This is a genomic window from Cyclobacterium sp. L-R (genome assembly GCF_056859355.1).
On sequence record NZ_JBSXOH010000015.1, the window covers coordinates 1 to 18,198 of the forward strand.

Consider the following 18,198-nt stretch of genomic DNA (forward strand, 5'->3'; position numbering starts at 1 on the left):
CGGCGGTTAACTGTCCTGTTTCTATATTAACTGGAGCACCTTTAATGCCAGAGCCTCCTATATCCAATCCTAAAATTTCCATTAAAACAATTTTTATCGCTTTGTAAAATAACCCTATTCAACTTTGGTGATTAAAGTTAGGTAAAATTATACTGATTACATTCTTTTACATATTGAAAAATTCAAAAGAAAAGCGATTCCATTTTATAGGTGATTTCGCTACTCTCTTTTTATTGATTGCCGAAATATTAAATAGGCTATAAAAAATAAAACTTTTAAAAGAATTGCTAGGAGGGGATTCCCTAATAGAGGAATGTGTTATGAGTGCATGATGGTTTGTAAGCTCAGTTTAACCCGAAATATGCAATAGACAATCTATTAAGTGCTGAAATCGCTTTAAAATCAGCCATTTCGTTCCTGTTTTCAATTTCACCATAGCGGTGCTATGCTAAAATCTCCAAACAGCCTGATTTTCTTGCGATTGCAACACTTCCCGTAAACACGGGACAGGCTATCACCCCTGACATTGGTCAGGACGGAGAAATCCTATTACATAATCCAGGTTAAAACAAAATTCAAAGCAAAACCGGATGAGAAATTCTCATCCGGTTTTGCTTTGAATAAACATCCCACCTTAATTAGAGAAGGAAAGCAAGGATTACAAATTAAAATTATACGCAAATACCAATAAAACAGGCCAAGGCTCAGTAAGTCCAGTAATTCTTGGATCTTGTTTTAGCCCATCCAGATCATTTTGATAGGCAGAAGATCTTACAGGAACAATTATTCCCATATCCCAAAAGTTCCCTTCTTTCCGATGGCTATTTAATTTGATCCCTGCCCCCAAGGAGGGTCCAAAATAGGTTTTGCTAGATTGAGGTAACCCATCAATTTTAATGGCTGCATTCGTGCCAATCATACCTGAAAGATAAAATTGAGCCATATTCTTGCTCTCAAAATCTTTAGTAATTCCCAGGTTATATCCAATATCAGCAATCTGATAGCCAACACCTCCAAATAAGTTCAGGCCTTTGGCTACATTGGTACCTATATGTAATCCAACGCCCCCATAGGGAAGCCCAAATCCGATTCCAAAATTGGCTTCTCCTGCTTGGGAACTTAAATGATCCTTTTGCGAGAATGCAGATAAACTAAGCATCAGACAAGCGAAAAATAATACTGTCGATTTATTGATTTTCATAATTACAAAAATTCTTTTCTTCTTAAAAATTTTCACCAATACATTAAAAAACATTTAATGCAATACGAAATACCTTAATCTATATCCCATAAAACTACAAATGCAATAATCTAAAACTACCTATATTTTCATCAAAATCTAAAATAAAACATTGAAAATTTGATGTTCAAATTCAATCGTTTAGGAACAGTTTTTCATTTGAAAAATGTAAATTTTATTAATGCTGCTTCCTCCATTCAAGGGTTGGTAATATTGCCCATTGACTATTTTAGAAAAAAACCACTTAATTTACAAACATGTTGAAATTTGAATCAACCCATTTAAAAATGTTGATTTTTGGCTTTTTTATAAGGAAAAGATCTTTTCCATAAGCACCCATTTTTCACCAGGCTTGGCCCATGGAAGCGTTTGTTGGAGCGTACTCATTAACCCTTCCCATTCTTGAACTTTCTCATTGCTTTCATCCATTTTGGCTTTTTCCTCAAAAGAAAAAGTGTCCCCAACTTCCATAATCATAAAAAGGCGATTCCCTGTCAGGTAGATATCCATCACTTGAATATCTGCATTTTTAATGCTCGCAATAATTTCGTCAGAAACCCTTTTATGGTGTTCAATATACTGTTCAATAATTTTAGGGTCATCCTTTAAATCCAGGGCAAGGCAATATCTATTCATAGTGAAACATTATTATTAAAGTTGATAAAAATTTATCGCATTCGTATGCCATATTTTTTGTAATGTAGACTCAGAATGTCCTTTAAAATACCCTTCCATTAGTCCTACTACCTGTTCATAGCTACCGGACAATTTACAAACCGGCCAATCAGAGCCAAACATGAGCCGATCTTCTCCAAAGGCCTCCATTACCGTATCCATATAGGGGTAAAAGTCTTTCTCCTCCCATTGATTCCATGCCGCTTCTGTAATCATTCCTGAGAGCTTACAATGGACATTCGGATACTCTGCCAATGCTTTGATGTTCTCCTTCCATTGCTCATTCTGTCCATTTTTGATATCCGGCTTGGCCAAGTGATCTAGTACAAAGCTTCCGCTCTCAAAATTGGACACAGTCTTGATGGCCCCTTTTATTTGATGTGGAAGCACTAAAAGGTCATAGGTATACCCAAGGCCAATAATGGTTTTTAGTCCACGCTGAAAGGCTTGATTAAGGATGTATTCCGGATCAGCTTCATCCTGTAGGACATGTCTAAAGCCTTTTAATTTTTTATATGATTTATATTTGCTTAACCTCACAGGCAATTCCTCAGACTTTAAATCTATCCATCCCACCACAGCCAAGATAAATGGGTGTTTTTCTGCCAAGTCCAAGAGGAAGTCATTTTCTTTTTCATCCTGAAATGCTTGAACAGCGACTGTTCCTTCAACTCCATTTTCCTCTAAAATTGGAAATAAATCATCTGGGAGGAAATCCTTCTTCAAACTGAGCATCTCCTTATTAATCCATGAATAGTCAATAGGATCATAGCGCCAAAAGTGCTGATGAGCATCTATTTTTTTAATCATAGCAAATCAATAATTAAATTTTATGGATGTAGGTAAACAAAAGCATTAATATTCATTCCCGCTCCTACAGAGGCAAATAAAGAATAATCACCAGCATTGAAATGATGGTTTTCTTTATTCCCCTTTGCCACCAAATCGTACAATACAGGTACAGTGGCCACAGAATTGTTTCCTAATTCCTGAATACTCATAGGCATAAGGTCCCCTGGGACATCTTTTTTGTCATAAAGTAGAAAAAGGCGTTCCAAAATATTATGATCCATTTTGGCATTCGCTTGATGGATAAGTACATGCTTGATCGCCTCTAGATCTATCCCTGCCCTTTCAATACATTCCTTAAGGGTAGGCGCTACAGTTTTGATAGCATACTCATACAATTTCCTGCCATTCATTTTCAAAAAGCGGGTATTGTCAGGATAATCGGGATTGTAAGAAGGTCCAATGGTCAATAAATAAGCATGGTCCAAGGTGTCTGACCTGGTAATATGTGCCAATATGCCTTCTTTTTTATCTCCCTTCTTCGCCTCTAAGATTACTGCTCCTGCCCCATCAGAAAAAATCATGCTGTCAATGTCATGAGGATCAGAAATTCGTGACAAATTTTCTGCACCTATTACCATCACTCTTTTTGCATCACCGGATTGAAGGTAGTAATTGGCTTGAATCATTCCCTGAATCCATCCTGGGCAACCAAATGGCAAATCATAGGCTACTGTATAGGGGTTTTTAATCCCTAGTTTGTTTTTGACCCTGGCCGCCAAAGTAGGACAAGTATCTATTCTAATATTGTCTTTTAAAATGTCTCCGAAATTATGAGCCACTATAATATAATCCAGAGACTCTCCATCAATTTCAGCAGAAGTCAAGGCTTCTTTTGCAGCAAAATAAGCCATATCAGAAGTCATTAAATTCTCTTCAAGATACCTCCTTTCTCTTATTTCAGTGATTTTTTGAAGCGTTGCAACAATATCGGTATTAGGCTTAACTAATCTTTTACCGCCTGCGTCATAAAATTCTTTGGTTAAAAAATAATCATTAGGGATAATTTCTTTTGGTAAATACTTCCCCGATCCTACGATAATGCTACTAATTATTTCCTTATCCATTAACTAATTTTCTTTACTAAAATTAATAATCCTAAAAATACGTATTATAAACTATTTGTTTGAAGAAATTCACTTGAATAATAGGAATAATTACGCTTTTCGTTCGATGATTTTCATCAGTCTTTTTACGGATGGTTTTAAAGCTTTAAAATGAAATTATTTCTTTTAATTTTCTTAAAACAGCAACAACTTATTTCAAATTGAGCCTAACAATTACTTTTAATAATTGTATTTCCTTTACTAACCAAGCCCTGCTACGGTCTCCCACACAAAAAAGGTTCCTATTCAATACCCCTTACTTAGAAAAATGACTACTTAGTTTAACCCTAAATAGGTATTGGAGCAGCTTCTATTAAACTCGAAATATGAAATAGACAATCTATTACGTGCTGAAATCGGTTCAAAATCAGCCACTTCGTTGCTGTTTTCAATTTCACCATAGCGGTGCTATGCTAAAATCTCCAAACAACCTGATTTTCTTGCATAGGCAAATACAATTGTGAGACTGGAATTACTTTTAATTTACTAAAAACGCTAGCATGGCAAAAAAATAGCTTTATTCAATCCTAAACCAAGTAGCTAATCCTTTTTGACAATTTCAATAGCTTCCGGGCGATAAAAAATACCTTTAACCAAAAACGGGGCTGAAATTAATCAGCCCCGCTATACCTTTAAACTTATTATTTCAAGTCCGGTTGAGGAGTCATTCTCAAATAAGGTTTTATTTCTTTAAATCCTTTAGGGAATTTTGCAGGAATGTCCTCCGTTTTAATGGCAGGGGAAACAACTACATCTTCTCCACTTTTCCAATCTGCTGGAGTAGCAACAGAATAATTAGCAGTCAACTGCAATGAATCAATTACCCTTAATAATTCTACAAAGTTTCTACCAGTGCTTGCAGGGTAAGTGATGATCAATTTTACCTTTTTGTCATTACCAATGATAAATACAGAACGAACAGTAAAACTTTCACTAGAATTGGGGTGAATCATGTCATAAAGTTCGGAAACTTTCTTGTCTTCATCAGCAATTATAGGAAACCCAACCGTAGTATCTTGAGTCTCGTTAATATCCTTGATCCAAGACCTGTGACTTTCTGCCCCATCCACACTTAAGGCAAGCATTTTAACATTTCTCTTGGCAAATTCGTCTTTTAGCTTTGAAGCTGCTCCCAATTCCGTAGTACATACTGGAGTGTAATCGGCAGGGTGGGAAAACAAAATACCCCAGCTGTCTCCTAGGTAATCATAAAAGTTGATTTTTCCTACTGAAGAGTCAGCAGTAAAATCCGGTGCAATATCTCCTAATCTTAAGGCCATAATTTTACTTTTTTAAAATTATATAATTATTCTATGGGTTATAATATTGAAACAGAATTGACAAAAATAAAGTTTACGAGTACTTAAATATTTTCATTACACAAATTTTATCCCTAATTTTCAAAGGATTGTGATTACTTTTGGATTATTTTTTTACTCTGTTTTGGTTTGTTCTTTAAAGACCCTATATTTGCATCACCATTTAGAAAAAGAGCACATCAATCATTAAATGGTCCGTTCGTCTAGGGGTTAGGACGTATCCCTTTCACGGATGAAACACGGGTTCGATTCCCGTACGGACTACAACAAATTTTATTTGTTTGCCACCCGGTAAGCAAATTTTATTTGTGGTTGTTAGTGGTTAAAGTGAATAAAAAAACCTGATCAATCGATCAGGTTTTTTTGTTGGTTAAAATTGAACCTAAGGTTGACTTCAATCCGAAATTTCCAACCAATCTTTTTTACCAAGCTTAATAGGAAGTATTATTTATTCACTACCGCTTTGAATTAAGCAATATATAAACCTTATAAAGGGTGCTTTTCTCATTTAGCTCCACTACCCTATCAGGTATTCCTTATTCCGAATAATCCCTTAACAAAGCACGGTAATTGGTTAAGATTTTTGATCTACTAATAAAACCCTTAAATCTTCTGTCCTCATCAAGAAGAGGCAGTTGCCACACATCCGCTTCATCAAACATCTTGGTCACTTCCATCACAGAATCATTGGGCGAAATAATAAATGGTGGAGCAATGGCCAATTGGCTAACACTTGTACCATCAGCAGACTCTTTATTCAAAAGGAATGGGCGCAAATGCTCCCTATTCAATACTCCCCAAAATTGGTTATTGGCATCCACTACAGCCATGCTGTTTTGATCGCTATTCCTAAATATGTGCAAAACCTCCTCCATACTGTCTGTGGTACGGATAACAATCGAAGAAGGGTTGATACATTCATTAAGTGAAATATGTGACAATATATTCTGGTCCTGCCTTGTTGTAAAAATATCTCCTTTTTCAGCCAACTCTTTAAAAGAAGGGTTGATTGGTGAAAACGACCTGTTAATTATATAAGAGGTTACTGAGACGATCATTAAAGGGATAAACAAGTCATATCCACTACTTGACTCGGCTATAAGGAAAATCGCTGTTAGAGGCGCATACATGGCTCCTGACATCACTCCAGCCATACCTACCAACATTAAATTGGTGGTAGGCACATCTGTAAAGCCCATTATTTCCAAGGAAAACCCAAACACAAAGCCCAAAAGCCCTCCTGCCATCAAAGATGGAGCAAAATTACCTCCATTACCTCCAGAACTAAGAGTGATGCTCGTAGCAAATGCTTTTATAAGTATTGTTAGGGATAAAAATACAATAATAATAACATCTGAATTACCTAAATATCGGAAAAGACTGTCCTCTATCAACGTGTCCACATTGCCCTGATATATGGTCCTAATATTCATATACCCCTCCCCAAAGAGCGGTGGGAATAAAACACAAAGGATAGACAGAATAGCACCACCTAAAAGTGCTTTTCGAATTACTTTATTTTTAAATTTTTCAAAGAATTTATGGACCATTTGCCCTACTACTAAAAAATACCTGGCATACAGACCAGTTAACACTCCTAAAGCAAGAAAATAAACCACATTGATATGGTTGAAGGTTTCACGGGCCTGAAAATTAAACAATATGTCCTCGTTTAAGATTATGGTTGAAAGTAAACTCCCGCATATGGCCGCAATAACCAAAGGTATAAAATCTGTAAAGACTAGCCCTGTTAAAATTATCTCGAAGGCGAACATTATACCCGCTATCGGCGCATTAAATGCAGCAGCTATGCCTGCCGCAGCACCTGCTGCCAATAATAAAGTTCTCTCCTTAAAACCCAGTCTATACCTTTGGGCAAAGTTAGAACCTATTGCAGAACCCGTAACGGCTATTGGTGTTTCAAGTCCTACCGAACCTCCAAACCCAACTGTTATCCCACTCTGAAGAATCTGGGAAAACATTTTACTTGATTTTACCTTGCTTTGTTTTTTAGAAATGTCTTTAAGAATGAAGGATATTTCCTTCTCCTCATCTCCGTTATAAAAATACTTTACCACGAAGGCGGTTAAGGTAACACCAATCATAGGCAGTACACCATATATTAGCAGCCTTTCCTGTAGCGGAACATCGGTACTTATTGAGGATTGGATATAATGGACAAATACTTTAAGGATTACGCCAGCAGACCCTGCACTCAAACCCACCAAAATCCCCGACAAAACAAGAAACTGAGAACGAGTAAGTTTTTGACTCAGCCATATTAAAAATAACTCTATAAAATTAAATTTCCTGTAAGGATACTGAATAAAATTCTTTTTGAATTGTAAAAAACTTATGTAAAGAACTTTTATTTTCCTATTCATTTAAATTTTGAGATGATTAAAGTTGAGATAATTGGACAAATAATTTACAGCTCAAAGATTTTAATTTCACTAAAACACTATGGGTGATGCAACAAACAAGTTGAATCAACACACAAAAACACCAATTCTTCCAGAAATAAACAAGTTTTAGACAAATTTAGGAAGCCTATGTAATTAATTAAGAATTGGGCTATAAAACGGCTATTGTTCGGAGAGACCACTTCCCTTTAAAATCTAAAAACTAATTTTCACAATCCGATAAAATCAGATTTATGAGATCCCATTAATAAGGCTATTATTGATCAAAATCAATATTCCATTTGATTTCCGACTTAGTAAATCAAGTGAATTTTGGGTTTATATACGTGTTTTCAGGATTTAAAGGTAGCACAAATTTTATATTATTTGATGTCAACATCTACATACCTAGCATCTTTATTATACAAAGATTCCCAAGTAATTTTCCAATGGAAAAATACTTGGGAATCTTGTCTTCTTGAGGTATTGCGGAGGAATAGCTATTCTTAGCCCCTGGATGAAATAAAAAACCATCTATTGACGCTCAATAACGGCGGTAAGAGCATACATAACCCACTCCCAAATAAGGGGATGAACCTCCTTTAGTTGACAGTTTAATGCCACCTTAGGTCAGTACTCAACATTGGATCAACTTCCTTAAATTCATCAAATGCCCGATCTTTGTTCTTCTGCCACCATTCCATATAGGCTTCAGCGACTATCTCAAGGGATTCATCCTCTGGCACATATTCAAATGGACTGGCCCGCATCTGCACTACAGGATTTTGAGAGGGGAACCTCCCTATAAGAAATTCACTATCGATAGCTACTGCACGGATTGATTCTACTGTCCATAAAACATACATCCCTAAAGTGCTCTCTTCTGTCAAGGAAGAAGATATCCAGTTGATCGGGAAATTCGATATTTTTTGTCTACTGTCACGGTATTCAAGTAACTCAGGGATATCAGCGGCCGTAAAAGACGGTAATTCCGTGGAGGAATATTCCCCCTTTACAAGTAAATCCACATATTGATTGACAGTCACATTTTCGGACATCTCTTCTTCCCTTTTATCACAGCTGACAAAAGCCAAAAGCGCAAAAATAACCAAAGTAAATCTCATATCTTTCATGGTCCATTAAATGAATACCGTACGCATTAAAATTTTAATTAAATATAATAAATATAATAAATATAATAAATAAAATTAGTTAATAACGCTCTCACTTATTGGCCCCTGTATGCCTTAATTCTAAACCAATAGAGGTTCTAGGTTTAAAACCTTTCCAAGTTTCTTCCAATGCATCCACTGGTAAATCAAGATAGGTAGAATAGTCTATGCCTTTAAGGTGGATCCCTAAAAATGCAGTGACAAAGTGTTGGTTAATATTGTTAATTCTTCTCTGATCCCATGCAGGCTCTGCATACCGTAGGTATTCATCCAGGTGCATGCCCTTTTGGAATGATTCAGCTGGTGGTGGATTAGGAGCTACATTATGTCTTGCATTGATATAGGTTAATATGTACCGATTGGCATTGACGGCACCATCATATACGGCTTTAATTCCTTTTTCATAACCTGAAATATCATCTTGGTCTCCAGCCACTAAAAATACCGGAAGCTTAAGATTTGCCAAACCCTCATTGTCCCACACTCCTCTTGCCATACCCCAAGGTGCAAAAGCCACTACAGCCTTTATTCTTGAATCAATAGAAGTTGAATAGGATGGTTTCGCAAGGCTTCGCTCCATTATTAGATCACTTCCCCCGGTCATTTGCCCAAAGAACCCACCAAAGGCCGAAGAAAACCCAGCCCCTGCAGCATTTAATGCGCCATAACCTCCCATGGAATAACCTATTAAAGCCGTATGCTCTGCATCAACCATTCCAGCTAAAAAACCTCCAGCATCTTTCTTACCCCTTTTTTCCATTTCATTTAAAACGAATAAATCATCGATAGGCCGGTGGTAAAGGGTACTGGAAAATTTACCTGGATCCTCAAAAGTAGATTCTGTATGGTGTATGGCTACTACTACATAGCCTTTGGATGCCAGGTTTTCAGTTAGATAGGTCATCAGGTACCTGGAACCCAAATACCCATGTGAAACAATCACCAAAGGATAGGTTTCTTCATCCTTTTTTGGTGAAGCATTGCGTTCGGCCCGTCCTTTAAATGAAAAAGGACTAAGAGGACGTTTTTCATCATTTGCAACCCCTATATAGTCGTTGTAGGTAGTTTCTGATTGAGCATCACCCTCAGCAGGGTACCAAACTTCCACCGTCAAAGGCCTGTCGTACCTGGGTTGTTGCTCCTTACTGAAATTGGCTATATCGGGTTGGTTTTCATGTATAAGTTCCAAGGTTTGAACACCAACTGCATATTCTCCCCTTTCTGCCAACTCGGGTGCATCAGGGAGTAAATCTCCATTGTAAAAAAAATCAGGGTCGTTTTGCCCAATCACAGCAGTAACCCTGAATAATATTAAAATAATAACAGCTGTTGGAAAATATTTCTTCGCAAACTTCATAGGTACATAGGGGTTTATTTTTTCAGGAAATTAAAAAGAGAATCAATAATGTGTTTTTTTTGAATCCTCATTAAGCTATAAGACCAATACAGGCCTGTCCACGTTTAAATCACAATTGGTTTGATCAATTAATAGATAAGTTATTTCATATAACAACTTGAAATAAAAATTTTGGTTCGAAAATAAATATCCATAATTCTTGTTCTATTTTTGTCTTAAGAATAAGATTTAGAAAATATTAATTTTATCCCATCATAATTTCTTCTTTAGGTACTATGAAAATATTTTATAATAATTTAGGTTTAATATAAGTATTAATTTGAAAATACAACAATCGTAAAAAACCTATGGGATTTAAGCAGAATAAACTATTTGGTCCGAAAACATACAATAATCCTTCAAAGGATATTCCTGCTGGAATTGTGGTTTTTCTGGTAGCTCTTCCTCTGTGCTTGGGCATAGCTTTGGCGAGTGGTGCACCGCTGATCTCTGGATTAATTTCTGGAATGATTGGGGGGTTGGTTGTTGGCTTAATTAGTCGCTCCCACACAAGCGTAACCGGACCTGCTGCTAGCTTATCTGCGGTGGTATTAATTGCTATTCAACTGTTGGGTTCTTTTCAGGTATTCCTATTGGCACTATTGATAGGAGGCTTAATTCAAGTTGCCCTTGGTTTCCTTAAAGCCGGTAGAATTGCCGACTATATCCCAACCAATATTATAAAGGGTTTACTGGCTGCAATTGGGCTAATTCTTATTTTTTCCCAATTGCCTTATGCACTGGGTGTAGAACTCAACGAAAGTCGACTATTGAATTATTCACAAGATTTTTTTACAGGGCTACAAGAAAGAGCGTTTTTGGTTTTTACCACCATTGCTCCTGGAGCACTTTTGCTATCTCTTATTTCATTGGTAATTATGATATACTGGGATAAAACCCCCTTAAAGCACTTAAAACTATTTCCTCCCTCTTTATTTGTTGTAATATTAGGAGTAGGACTTAACCAGCTTTTCAAGTTCTATATCCCTACCCTATATCTAGACGGTGTCCATCTGGTCAATATACCAGAAATAAATCACTTTGGTTCATTGTTTACCTTTCCTGATTTTTCTGCCATAAATGACAGCAAAGTTTGGACCTATGCTTTCACCATTGCTATAATAGGATCCATAGCCACACTTTTAAATCTGGAAGCTACAGACAATCTGGATCCCCATAAAAGAAGAAGCCCACCCAATCAAGAGTTGGTAGCTCAAGGGATAGGGAACACACTTGCAGGTTTATTAGGAGGAATCCCCATTACGTCAGTGATTGTACGTAGTTCTGTAAACATTGAGGCAGGTGCTGAATCCAAATTCTCTACACTGATCCATGGTTTTCTATTGACCATTAGCGTTTTATTCCTCAGCAATATTATCAATTTAATTCCTTTGGCCTCCCTTGCTGCTATATTACTATTAGTTGGGTATAAACTTACTTCCTTTCGAATCATCAAACAGATGTACAGAAAAGGCTGGGTGCAGTTTTTACCCTTTGCAGTCACGGTAATTGCTATTCTCTTAACAGATGTGTTATTAGGTGTATTGATTGGATCAGCAGTAAGTGTCTTTTTCTTACTTAGAAGCAATTTTTATAATCCTTATTATATAGAGGCAACCAATCCTGTCAATAAAAAGAAAATTGTCCGACTTGAACTGTCAAATGAAGTCTCATTTTTAAACAAACCAGCCATTAAAAGAACGCTTTGGAACTTGCCAAATGGAACAAAAGTGATCATTGACGCTTCCTTTTCTTCCTACGTTGAACCCGATATTTTGGAGATTTTTGAGGATTACAAAGACACTTTTGCAAAGGAAAACAACATTGACTTCAACATAATAGGCTTGGGAGACAATTTCACACCTAGAAATAAAATTAAAATAGATCGAAAACATTCTCAAGATAGAAATGATCTTAAAACACCTCAAAAAATATTGAACTTCCTAGAAGAAGGTAATAAACGGTATGTAGACGGTGACCTGGTTTCGAGGAGATTCCAAAACAAAAAATTAAAGGATTTCATCAAGGATGCTCCTTTGGCCATTGTAGTCAATTGTATAGACATGCGAGAACCTCTTAACATGTTGATGAACACAGGAATAGGCGACCTAATTCCATTGAAAGTTGCAGGTAACATTCTAGGAGTCGACCTTATTAACACCATTGAAATTTCCTGCAGAAAACAACATGCCAAGCTAATTTTGATAATGGGGCATTCACCGAATAAACTAATTAACTATGCCTTAAAAAACACAATGAGCTCATCGGAAGAGCGAATCAGTAGCTTGCTGACACCTGCCATTTCTGAAGGTTTTTTCAAACCTAAAGAATTAAATGCAGAGAATCTGGAGGATTGGACTGAGCGATTAACAAAATGGAACATAGAATACTCCAGAGCTTTGGTTCTTTCCAGCAATCCTTATCTAAAGAGTGAAATCCTAAAAGGTAATATTGGCTTGTGTACGGCCATATTTAATAGGAAAACTGGAAAAATTGAGTTTTCCACGCTTAGTATTGCTGAGAATAGGTCTAATAATAATTCACTAAATTAGGGCTTGAATTTAAACCACCCATGAAACCCAATAAAATGAACTTCCCTACATTTAATCGTCCATCTTTTCAACTGGCTCAATTACTGGCTATATTTCTTCTGCTTTTATTGTTTTCTTCCTGCGGAAAAAGTGAATCAAAGACCACAGTAAAATCAACAGAGGCTGAATGGGAAACCATCTTTAATGGCAAAAATCTGGAAGGTTGGACAGCAAAATTACAACACCATGAGTCAGGGGACAACTATGCAAACACCTTTCGGGTGGTATATGGGATTATTCAGGTCAATTATGATGGCTATGAGCGTTTTGATGAGCGCTATGGACACTTGTTTTATAAAAAACCATATTCTTCATTTCATTTAAAATTCGATTATCGCTTCACAGACCAATGGATGGAAGATGCACCTAGCTATACATATAGAAACAGTGGTGTTATGTTTCATTCCCAAGCACCCGAAACAATACTGAAAGAACAGGATTGGCCCATATCTGTTGAATACCAAATGCTGGCTGATGCTGGGGATGGTAAACCACGACCTACAGGAAACATGTGCTCTCCTGGGACTGAAGTATTCTATAATGGAGAAATGGATCCCAGACATTGTATTAGTTCCAGCTCTCCTACTTTTCCCTGGGACGAATGGGTACATGCAGAATTGATTGTATATAGAGATTCCCTTGTGATCCATAAGGTTAATGGTGAACAAGTATTGAAATACACCAATCCTCAAATTGGGGGTGGTGTTGCCAATCGTTTTGACCCTTCATATAAGGTTGATGGACAAATGCTAAAAGAAGGATACATTGGATTACAGGCCGAAGGACAGGGTGTAGAGTTTAAAAACATTAAAATAAAGGAATTAAACTAAGCAATTTACTTCAAGAATCTTTCGGAAAAATCTTCCTTAAATGCTCTGCCAATAGGCAATTGCTCGCCGTTGACTAAGGTGATTAAATTCCCTGAAACTTTCTCTATTCTGGTTATATTTACCATATAGGATTTATGTATGCGAATAAAGTGAAGCCCATCTAAAAGCTCCATCCATTTTCGCATGGGTTCAGATGACAAGTACTTTTTATCCATAAGGATGATCTCACAGTAATCACCATCTGCACGTATGTACATGATGTCTTCAAAAGCAATTCTGACATGGTCATACCCTAATTTGACAAAATGCTCTTTTTTGGCAGGGTTTGATTTTATTATCGGCTTTTCATTGGTTTTGGTGTCTACCGACACTGAAACTTTACCGACCGCCTTTACAAAGCGTAGAAATGAAAAAGGTTTTAATAAGTAATCCACTACATCCAATTCGTAACTTTCCAATGCATATTCAGAATAGGCAGTGGTAAGGATAATAGCTGGTTTTTTGCTTAAACTTTTAAGTAGATCAAGGCCTGTTAACCTAGGGAGATGAATGTCCAAAAAAATCAGATCTATGCCATTGTTATTCAAAAACTCCATTGCCATAATAGGGTCACTAAAAGTACCCATAAGTTCAAGAGTACCCATGTCCTCAATGTACTTTTTAAGTATTCTTTGAGCTGGTGGCTGGTCTTCAATTATAATGCAATTCATCTTAGTTCCTGTTTAATGCCATTTCTAAGGTTACCTTATATTCTATATCCGACTGCTGAATATCCAATACGTGGCCATCAGGGTAAAGCAACTTCAACCTCTTCTTTACATTTATTAACCCTATACCTTTACCGGAGCGTACCACCTGACCAGGATGTTTATAGTTGTTTTGACAAATGAAAATCAAATTTCCATCATCGTGGATTGACAACTTAATCGCTATTTTAATTTTTTCTGATTGACCAGTTTGACTGTGTTTGAAGGCATTTTCGATAAATACATTTAGAATTAACGGTGCTATTCTAAACCCCGAAAAGTCCGTTGGAGCCTCAAAAGTAACCTCTCCCCGCTCTTCAATTTGCATTTCATACAGCCGGGTGAAATTTCTAAGGTGTTCAATTTCTTTGGAAAGAGGAACAGAGGCCTCCTTACATTCATAAAGCATGTACCGCAACACGGAACTTAGCTCAAGTATTATTTCTGGTGTTTTCGAAGACTTTACAACGGCGTAGGAATAGAGATTATTGAGATTATTGAAAAGGAAATGAGGATTAATTTGAGACTTTAAAAAAGTCAATTCCCCTTCTTTTATGATTGCCTTCAACTCCTCTACCTTCCGCTGATTGCGAAGTGCATCCCATGCAAACTTAAACCCTGAAAGAATGACAATCACAGGTAATACCTGTGCCAAACTAAAGATTACCCCTGGGAAACCTGTTCCTCTGGAATCTGGAAAAAACCATTTCTCTATCCCTAGTTCTTCCAAAACAATAACAAGGGCAATGGTAAGAAAGGTCAATCCAAAAAAGGCTACGTAATTCTTTTTGTAGAAAAACCTGGGCAGCAATACGTAACTTATGATAAGGTTAGCCATTGTATAGTTTAGAAAATACACAACATCATACCAATGAAATGTATTGACTTTACTGGGATGACTACTATCTATTACATAGAAACTAAAAACCAATGCATGTAACACAAGTTGAAAAAAGAACTCCTTATAGGCTATGTTTTGTTTTTGTAGATGCCTCTCCATGGGACAAATATAGAAAATAGGAAGGCTCTTAAACAAAAATAAAAGTTAAACAGCCCGTTTATCCCTACAAACAACAAGATTAACTCATAAATAACATATCTGTCGTTTGACAGACAAAATGAACCGTTTACCGAATACTTTTTATTTGTTGACTATTTATTTACAAATTCACATAATCAAAAGAAATATTCAACTACTATGAAATTACTTCAAACACTTGTCACACTTTTTTTTGTGACCCAATTTTCTTCTACGGCACAGGATATAGAAGTATCCGGAAAAGTGCTGGTAGCAAATAGCCAAATTCCAATTGAATTTGCTACCATTAAATTGCTTGACAAGGAGTCTGGAAACCTACTGGTGGGTACCACCACAAAAGCAGATGGTGGACTATTGCTAATTACCCAGGATGAAACATTTATTCTAGAAGTTAGCTTTATAGGTTTTATTTCAAAAACCATTACTGATTATCAAATTAACAATGGAAAAGTTGATTTTGGAATTGTCTATTTAGAAGAAGACAGTAAGTTGATGGACGAGGTGATAATAAGGGGCGAAAGATCATCAACAGAATTTCGACTAGACAAAAGGATTTTCAATGTAGGGCAAGACCTGAGTAGTACAGGGGCAAGTGCGCTAGAAGTGCTAAATAATGTACCATCGGTAACAGTAGATATTGAAGGGCAAATCCAATTAAGAGGAGCTGGCGGTGTTCAAATCATGATCAATGGCAAACCATCCGTCTTGGCAAGTGATGGAGGAAATGCATTGGGTACTTTGACAGCAGATATGATAGAAAGCGTTGAAGTCATTACCAACCCATCTGCAAAATACGATGCCGAAGGAACATCTGGAATTATTAATATCGTATTAAAGAAAGAAGAAAAACGAGGAATTAATGGCTCTGTATCATTAAACACTGGTGTTCCAGACAACCATAGCCTAGGATTCAGCTTGAATAAAAGAACTGAAAAGTTCAATCTATTCAGCCAAATTGGAGTTGGTAAACGTAAATTCCCTGAAAATTACAAAGGCTATAACAGAAATGAGATTGCCAATACTGAAATAAACAATTTTGGAGAAAGAGACAAAGGCGAATCTTTCCTTAATATTATTTTAGGAACGGATTACCATATAGATGACAAAAACGTACTTTCACTTACCGGTAACTTTGCCTACGAGTGGGAGTCAGAAACTTCACTGATTAATTATAGCACTATAGGCGCAGACAATGTCGTTTCCTCTGCATGGCAAAGGGATGAGGTTACTTCCGCAACCAATCCTAAATGGCAATTTGAAATGCAGTACAAAAAAGATTTCTCTGATAAAAAAGACCATAATCTATTGATCAGTGCATTAGGTAGCTCATTTTCAAAAGATCAAAAGTCAGCCTTCAATAATACCCCGGAATTTGGTGAAGATGCATTAAGTGATCGACAGCAAACTCAAACTGACTTTGGCCAAGTAGAATATACTTTCAAAGCAGATTATACCCAGCCTTTTACTGAAAAGATAACTTTTGAAACTGGTGGCCAATATCTAATTACAGATGTAGGAAACGATTATTCAATTAGCAACTGGGAAGACAACCAATGGGTGGTGGTAACAGATTTATCCAATTCTTTTCTCTACAACCAAAAAGTTCTGGGTGTATACAGTACCGGATCTTATGAAGGCGATAAAGCAGGCATCAAATTAGGTCTAAGGGTAGAAAACACAGACCTATACACCTTATTGGAACAAAATAACCAAGAAAACAACAGGAATTTTACCAACTTTTTCCCTACGGTCCATACCTCTTATAAGATGATGGATAACTTTTCTCTGCAAGCTGGGTATTCACGAAGAATTGCCAGACCAAGATTATTTGACTTGAATCCTTATTATAATATCAGAAACAATTACAGTATTAGAACAGGAAATCCGGATTTGCTTCCTGAATTAACTGATAGCTATGAAATAACAGGGATATTTGATCACAAAGCATTCTCTTTAAGCTCATCAGTTTATCACAGGTACATTACCAGCACTGTGGAAAATGTCACCCGATTTGAAGGGGATGTTGCCATCTCCATGCCTATGAATATTGGAACCAATAAAACCACTGGTTGGGAAGTAAATGGTAAATACACACCATTGGATTGGTTGTCATTTAATGGGGATTTTAATTACAATTATTTCCATAGACAAGGAACTTATGAATCTACAGATTTTGACTTCAATGCTGACCAATGGTCTACAAGGTTAACTACAAAAATTGATTTCCCTGCTGACTTTGCCTTGGAGCTCGTTGGAAACTACCAATCAAAAAGACAAACATTTCAACAATTGATGAGTGGCTATGCCATGGCTGACATTGGTGTCAGGAAAAAAATACTAAAAGGAAAAGTAATCCTTAATCTTAGTGTTAGAGATGCTTTTGCAAGTAGGATATTTGAAAGTGAAACAATCCAAAGCAACTTCTCACAATACAGCCATAGAATGCGAGGAAGGTTTGTCACCTTTGGTTTAAGCTATGGCTTTGGAAAAGGTGAAGCAATGGAATTCAGTGGACAAAAACGCCGCTTTTAAAACCTAATTAACCTGTCTTCCAATAGCAGAAAAATAAAATTACATCGACAAGCCATTAAATGCCGCAGGTTTATATTTGCGGCATTTTCATTTTCCTCAGATTCCATGATCAGAAAATAAACCCGGATTATGTAATAGGATTTCTCCGTCCTGACCCCCAATGTCTCGTCCTGAAAATGGTTGACACTTTTGTTTTTCAAATATAGTAAGTGTTTTAATTTCTAAGAAGTTTCATTTAACTTACAGTACCACGATAAAGCGGAGGCAAGCTCTGCTGAGGAGCAACTTGCCAAGGAATAGT

13 protein-coding genes and 1 tRNA gene are annotated in these 18,198 nt (G+C 36.6%); 4 read left to right on the plus strand and 10 right to left on the minus strand.

Annotation, left to right across the window (positions count from 1 at the left end; genetic code table 11):
- Window positions 1–658: 658 nt before the first annotated feature.
- The 5 genes from AC13EX_RS00765 to AC13EX_RS00785 form a co-directional block, all read right to left on the minus strand.
- Window positions 659–1,201, minus strand: a complete 543-nt coding sequence (locus tag AC13EX_RS00765; protein WP_048644640.1) for a hypothetical protein — start codon at window positions 1,199–1,201, stop codon at window positions 659–661.
- A gap of 345 nt (window positions 1,202–1,546) precedes the next feature.
- Entirely contained in the window at window positions 1,547–1,876 is a 330-nt protein-coding gene (locus tag AC13EX_RS00770) for an L-rhamnose mutarotase (RefSeq protein ID WP_048643397.1), read from the minus strand.
- Window positions 1,877–1,891: 15 nt separating this feature from the next.
- Window positions 1,892–2,725 carry an amidohydrolase family protein gene (locus AC13EX_RS00775; RefSeq protein WP_482891161.1) on the minus strand — a complete coding sequence of 278 codons (834 nt, stop codon included), beginning with the start codon at window positions 2,723–2,725 and terminating at the stop codon, window positions 1,892–1,894.
- A gap of 20 nt (window positions 2,726–2,745) precedes the next feature.
- Complete coding sequence (locus tag AC13EX_RS00780) at window positions 2,746–3,831, minus strand: 3-oxoacyl-ACP synthase III family protein (protein WP_482891162.1); 1,086 nt, start codon at window positions 3,829–3,831, stop codon at window positions 2,746–2,748.
- Between the two features lie 680 nt (window positions 3,832–4,511).
- Window positions 4,512–5,150 (minus strand): peroxiredoxin, encoded by a 639-nt coding sequence (locus AC13EX_RS00785; protein WP_339717853.1) that lies wholly within the window; start codon window positions 5,148–5,150, stop codon window positions 4,512–4,514.
- Window positions 5,151–5,381: 231 nt separating this feature from the next.
- Here AC13EX_RS00785 and AC13EX_RS00790 point away from each other — a divergent pair.
- A tRNA-Glu gene (locus AC13EX_RS00790) sits at window positions 5,382–5,453 on the plus strand.
- Window positions 5,454–5,725: 272 nt separating this feature from the next.
- Here AC13EX_RS00790 and AC13EX_RS00795 read toward each other — a convergent pair.
- From AC13EX_RS00795 to AC13EX_RS00805, 3 genes are all read right to left on the minus strand, one after another.
- Window positions 5,726–7,573, minus strand: a complete 1,848-nt coding sequence (locus tag AC13EX_RS00795) for a chloride channel protein (protein ID WP_482891163.1) — start codon at window positions 7,571–7,573, stop codon at window positions 5,726–5,728.
- A 632-nt stretch (window positions 7,574–8,205) separates the two neighbouring features.
- The gene (locus tag AC13EX_RS00800) at window positions 8,206–8,724 is read right to left on the minus strand and encodes a DUF4943 family protein (protein ID WP_482891164.1); all 519 of its coding nucleotides are present in this window, start codon (window positions 8,722–8,724) and stop codon (window positions 8,206–8,208) included.
- 91 nt (window positions 8,725–8,815) lie between these two features.
- Window positions 8,816–10,120 carry an alpha/beta hydrolase family protein gene (locus AC13EX_RS00805; protein ID WP_482891165.1) on the minus strand — a complete coding sequence of 435 codons (1,305 nt, stop codon included), beginning with the start codon at window positions 10,118–10,120 and terminating at the stop codon, window positions 8,816–8,818.
- A 347-nt stretch (window positions 10,121–10,467) separates the two neighbouring features.
- Between AC13EX_RS00805 and AC13EX_RS00810 the strand changes: the two genes are divergently transcribed.
- Together AC13EX_RS00810 and AC13EX_RS00815 are read left to right on the plus strand one after the other, a co-directional pair.
- The gene (locus tag AC13EX_RS00810; RefSeq protein ID WP_482891166.1) at window positions 10,468–12,711 is read left to right on the plus strand and encodes a bifunctional SulP family inorganic anion transporter/carbonic anhydrase; all 2,244 of its coding nucleotides are present in this window, start codon (window positions 10,468–10,470) and stop codon (window positions 12,709–12,711) included.
- A gap of 35 nt (window positions 12,712–12,746) precedes the next feature.
- A complete protein-coding gene (locus AC13EX_RS00815; RefSeq protein WP_482891170.1) occupies window positions 12,747–13,580 on the plus strand; it encodes a 3-keto-disaccharide hydrolase in 834 nt (277 codons plus the stop codon).
- A gap of 5 nt (window positions 13,581–13,585) precedes the next feature.
- Here AC13EX_RS00815 and AC13EX_RS00820 read toward each other — a convergent pair whose 3' ends face one another.
- Both AC13EX_RS00820 and AC13EX_RS00825 read right to left on the minus strand, forming a co-directional pair.
- A complete protein-coding gene (locus tag AC13EX_RS00820) occupies window positions 13,586–14,290 on the minus strand; it encodes a LytR/AlgR family response regulator transcription factor (RefSeq protein WP_482891167.1) in 705 nt (234 codons plus the stop codon).
- A 1-nt stretch (window position 14,291) separates the two neighbouring features.
- A complete protein-coding gene (locus AC13EX_RS00825) occupies window positions 14,292–15,326 on the minus strand; it encodes a sensor histidine kinase (RefSeq protein ID WP_482891168.1) in 1,035 nt (344 codons plus the stop codon).
- A 198-nt stretch (window positions 15,327–15,524) separates the two neighbouring features.
- On the opposite strand from AC13EX_RS00825, the gene AC13EX_RS00830 reads away from it, so the two are divergent.
- Window positions 15,525–17,897: a TonB-dependent receptor gene (locus AC13EX_RS00830; RefSeq protein WP_482891169.1), complete on the plus strand. Its 2,373-nt coding sequence runs from the start codon at window positions 15,525–15,527 to the stop codon at window positions 17,895–17,897.
- The last annotated feature ends 301 nt before the right edge of the window (window positions 17,898–18,198 follow it).

Bases quoted from the DNA above. Each gene is read 5' to 3' on its own strand.
- AC13EX_RS00765 (WP_048644640.1), bottom strand. From the start codon at position 1,201: ATGAAAATCAATAAATCGACAGTATTATTTTTCGCTTGTCTGATGCTT.
- AC13EX_RS00770 (WP_048643397.1), bottom strand. From the start codon at position 1,876: ATGAATAGATATTGCCTTGCCCTGGATTTAAAGGATGACCCTAAAATT.
- AC13EX_RS00775 (WP_482891161.1), bottom strand. From the start codon at position 2,725: ATGATTAAAAAAATAGATGCTCATCAGCACTTTTGGCGCTATGATCCT.
- AC13EX_RS00780 (WP_482891162.1), bottom strand. From the start codon at position 3,831: ATGGATAAGGAAATAATTAGTAGCATTATCGTAGGATCGGGGAAGTAT.
- AC13EX_RS00785 (WP_339717853.1), bottom strand. From the start codon at position 5,150: ATGGCCTTAAGATTAGGAGATATTGCACCGGATTTTACTGCTGACTCT.
- AC13EX_RS00795 (WP_482891163.1), bottom strand. From the start codon at position 7,573: ATGAATAGGAAAATAAAAGTTCTTTACATAAGTTTTTTACAATTCAAA.
- AC13EX_RS00800 (WP_482891164.1), bottom strand. From the start codon at position 8,724: ATGAAAGATATGAGATTTACTTTGGTTATTTTTGCGCTTTTGGCTTTT.
- AC13EX_RS00805 (WP_482891165.1), bottom strand. From the start codon at position 10,120: ATGAAGTTTGCGAAGAAATATTTTCCAACAGCTGTTATTATTTTAATA.
- AC13EX_RS00810 (WP_482891166.1), top strand. From the start codon at position 10,468: ATGGGATTTAAGCAGAATAAACTATTTGGTCCGAAAACATACAATAAT.
- AC13EX_RS00815 (WP_482891170.1), top strand. From the start codon at position 12,747: ATGAACTTCCCTACATTTAATCGTCCATCTTTTCAACTGGCTCAATTA.
- AC13EX_RS00820 (WP_482891167.1), bottom strand. From the start codon at position 14,290: ATGAATTGCATTATAATTGAAGACCAGCCACCAGCTCAAAGAATACTT.
- AC13EX_RS00825 (WP_482891168.1), bottom strand. From the start codon at position 15,326: ATGGAGAGGCATCTACAAAAACAAAACATAGCCTATAAGGAGTTCTTT.
- AC13EX_RS00830 (WP_482891169.1), top strand. From the start codon at position 15,525: ATGAAATTACTTCAAACACTTGTCACACTTTTTTTTGTGACCCAATTT.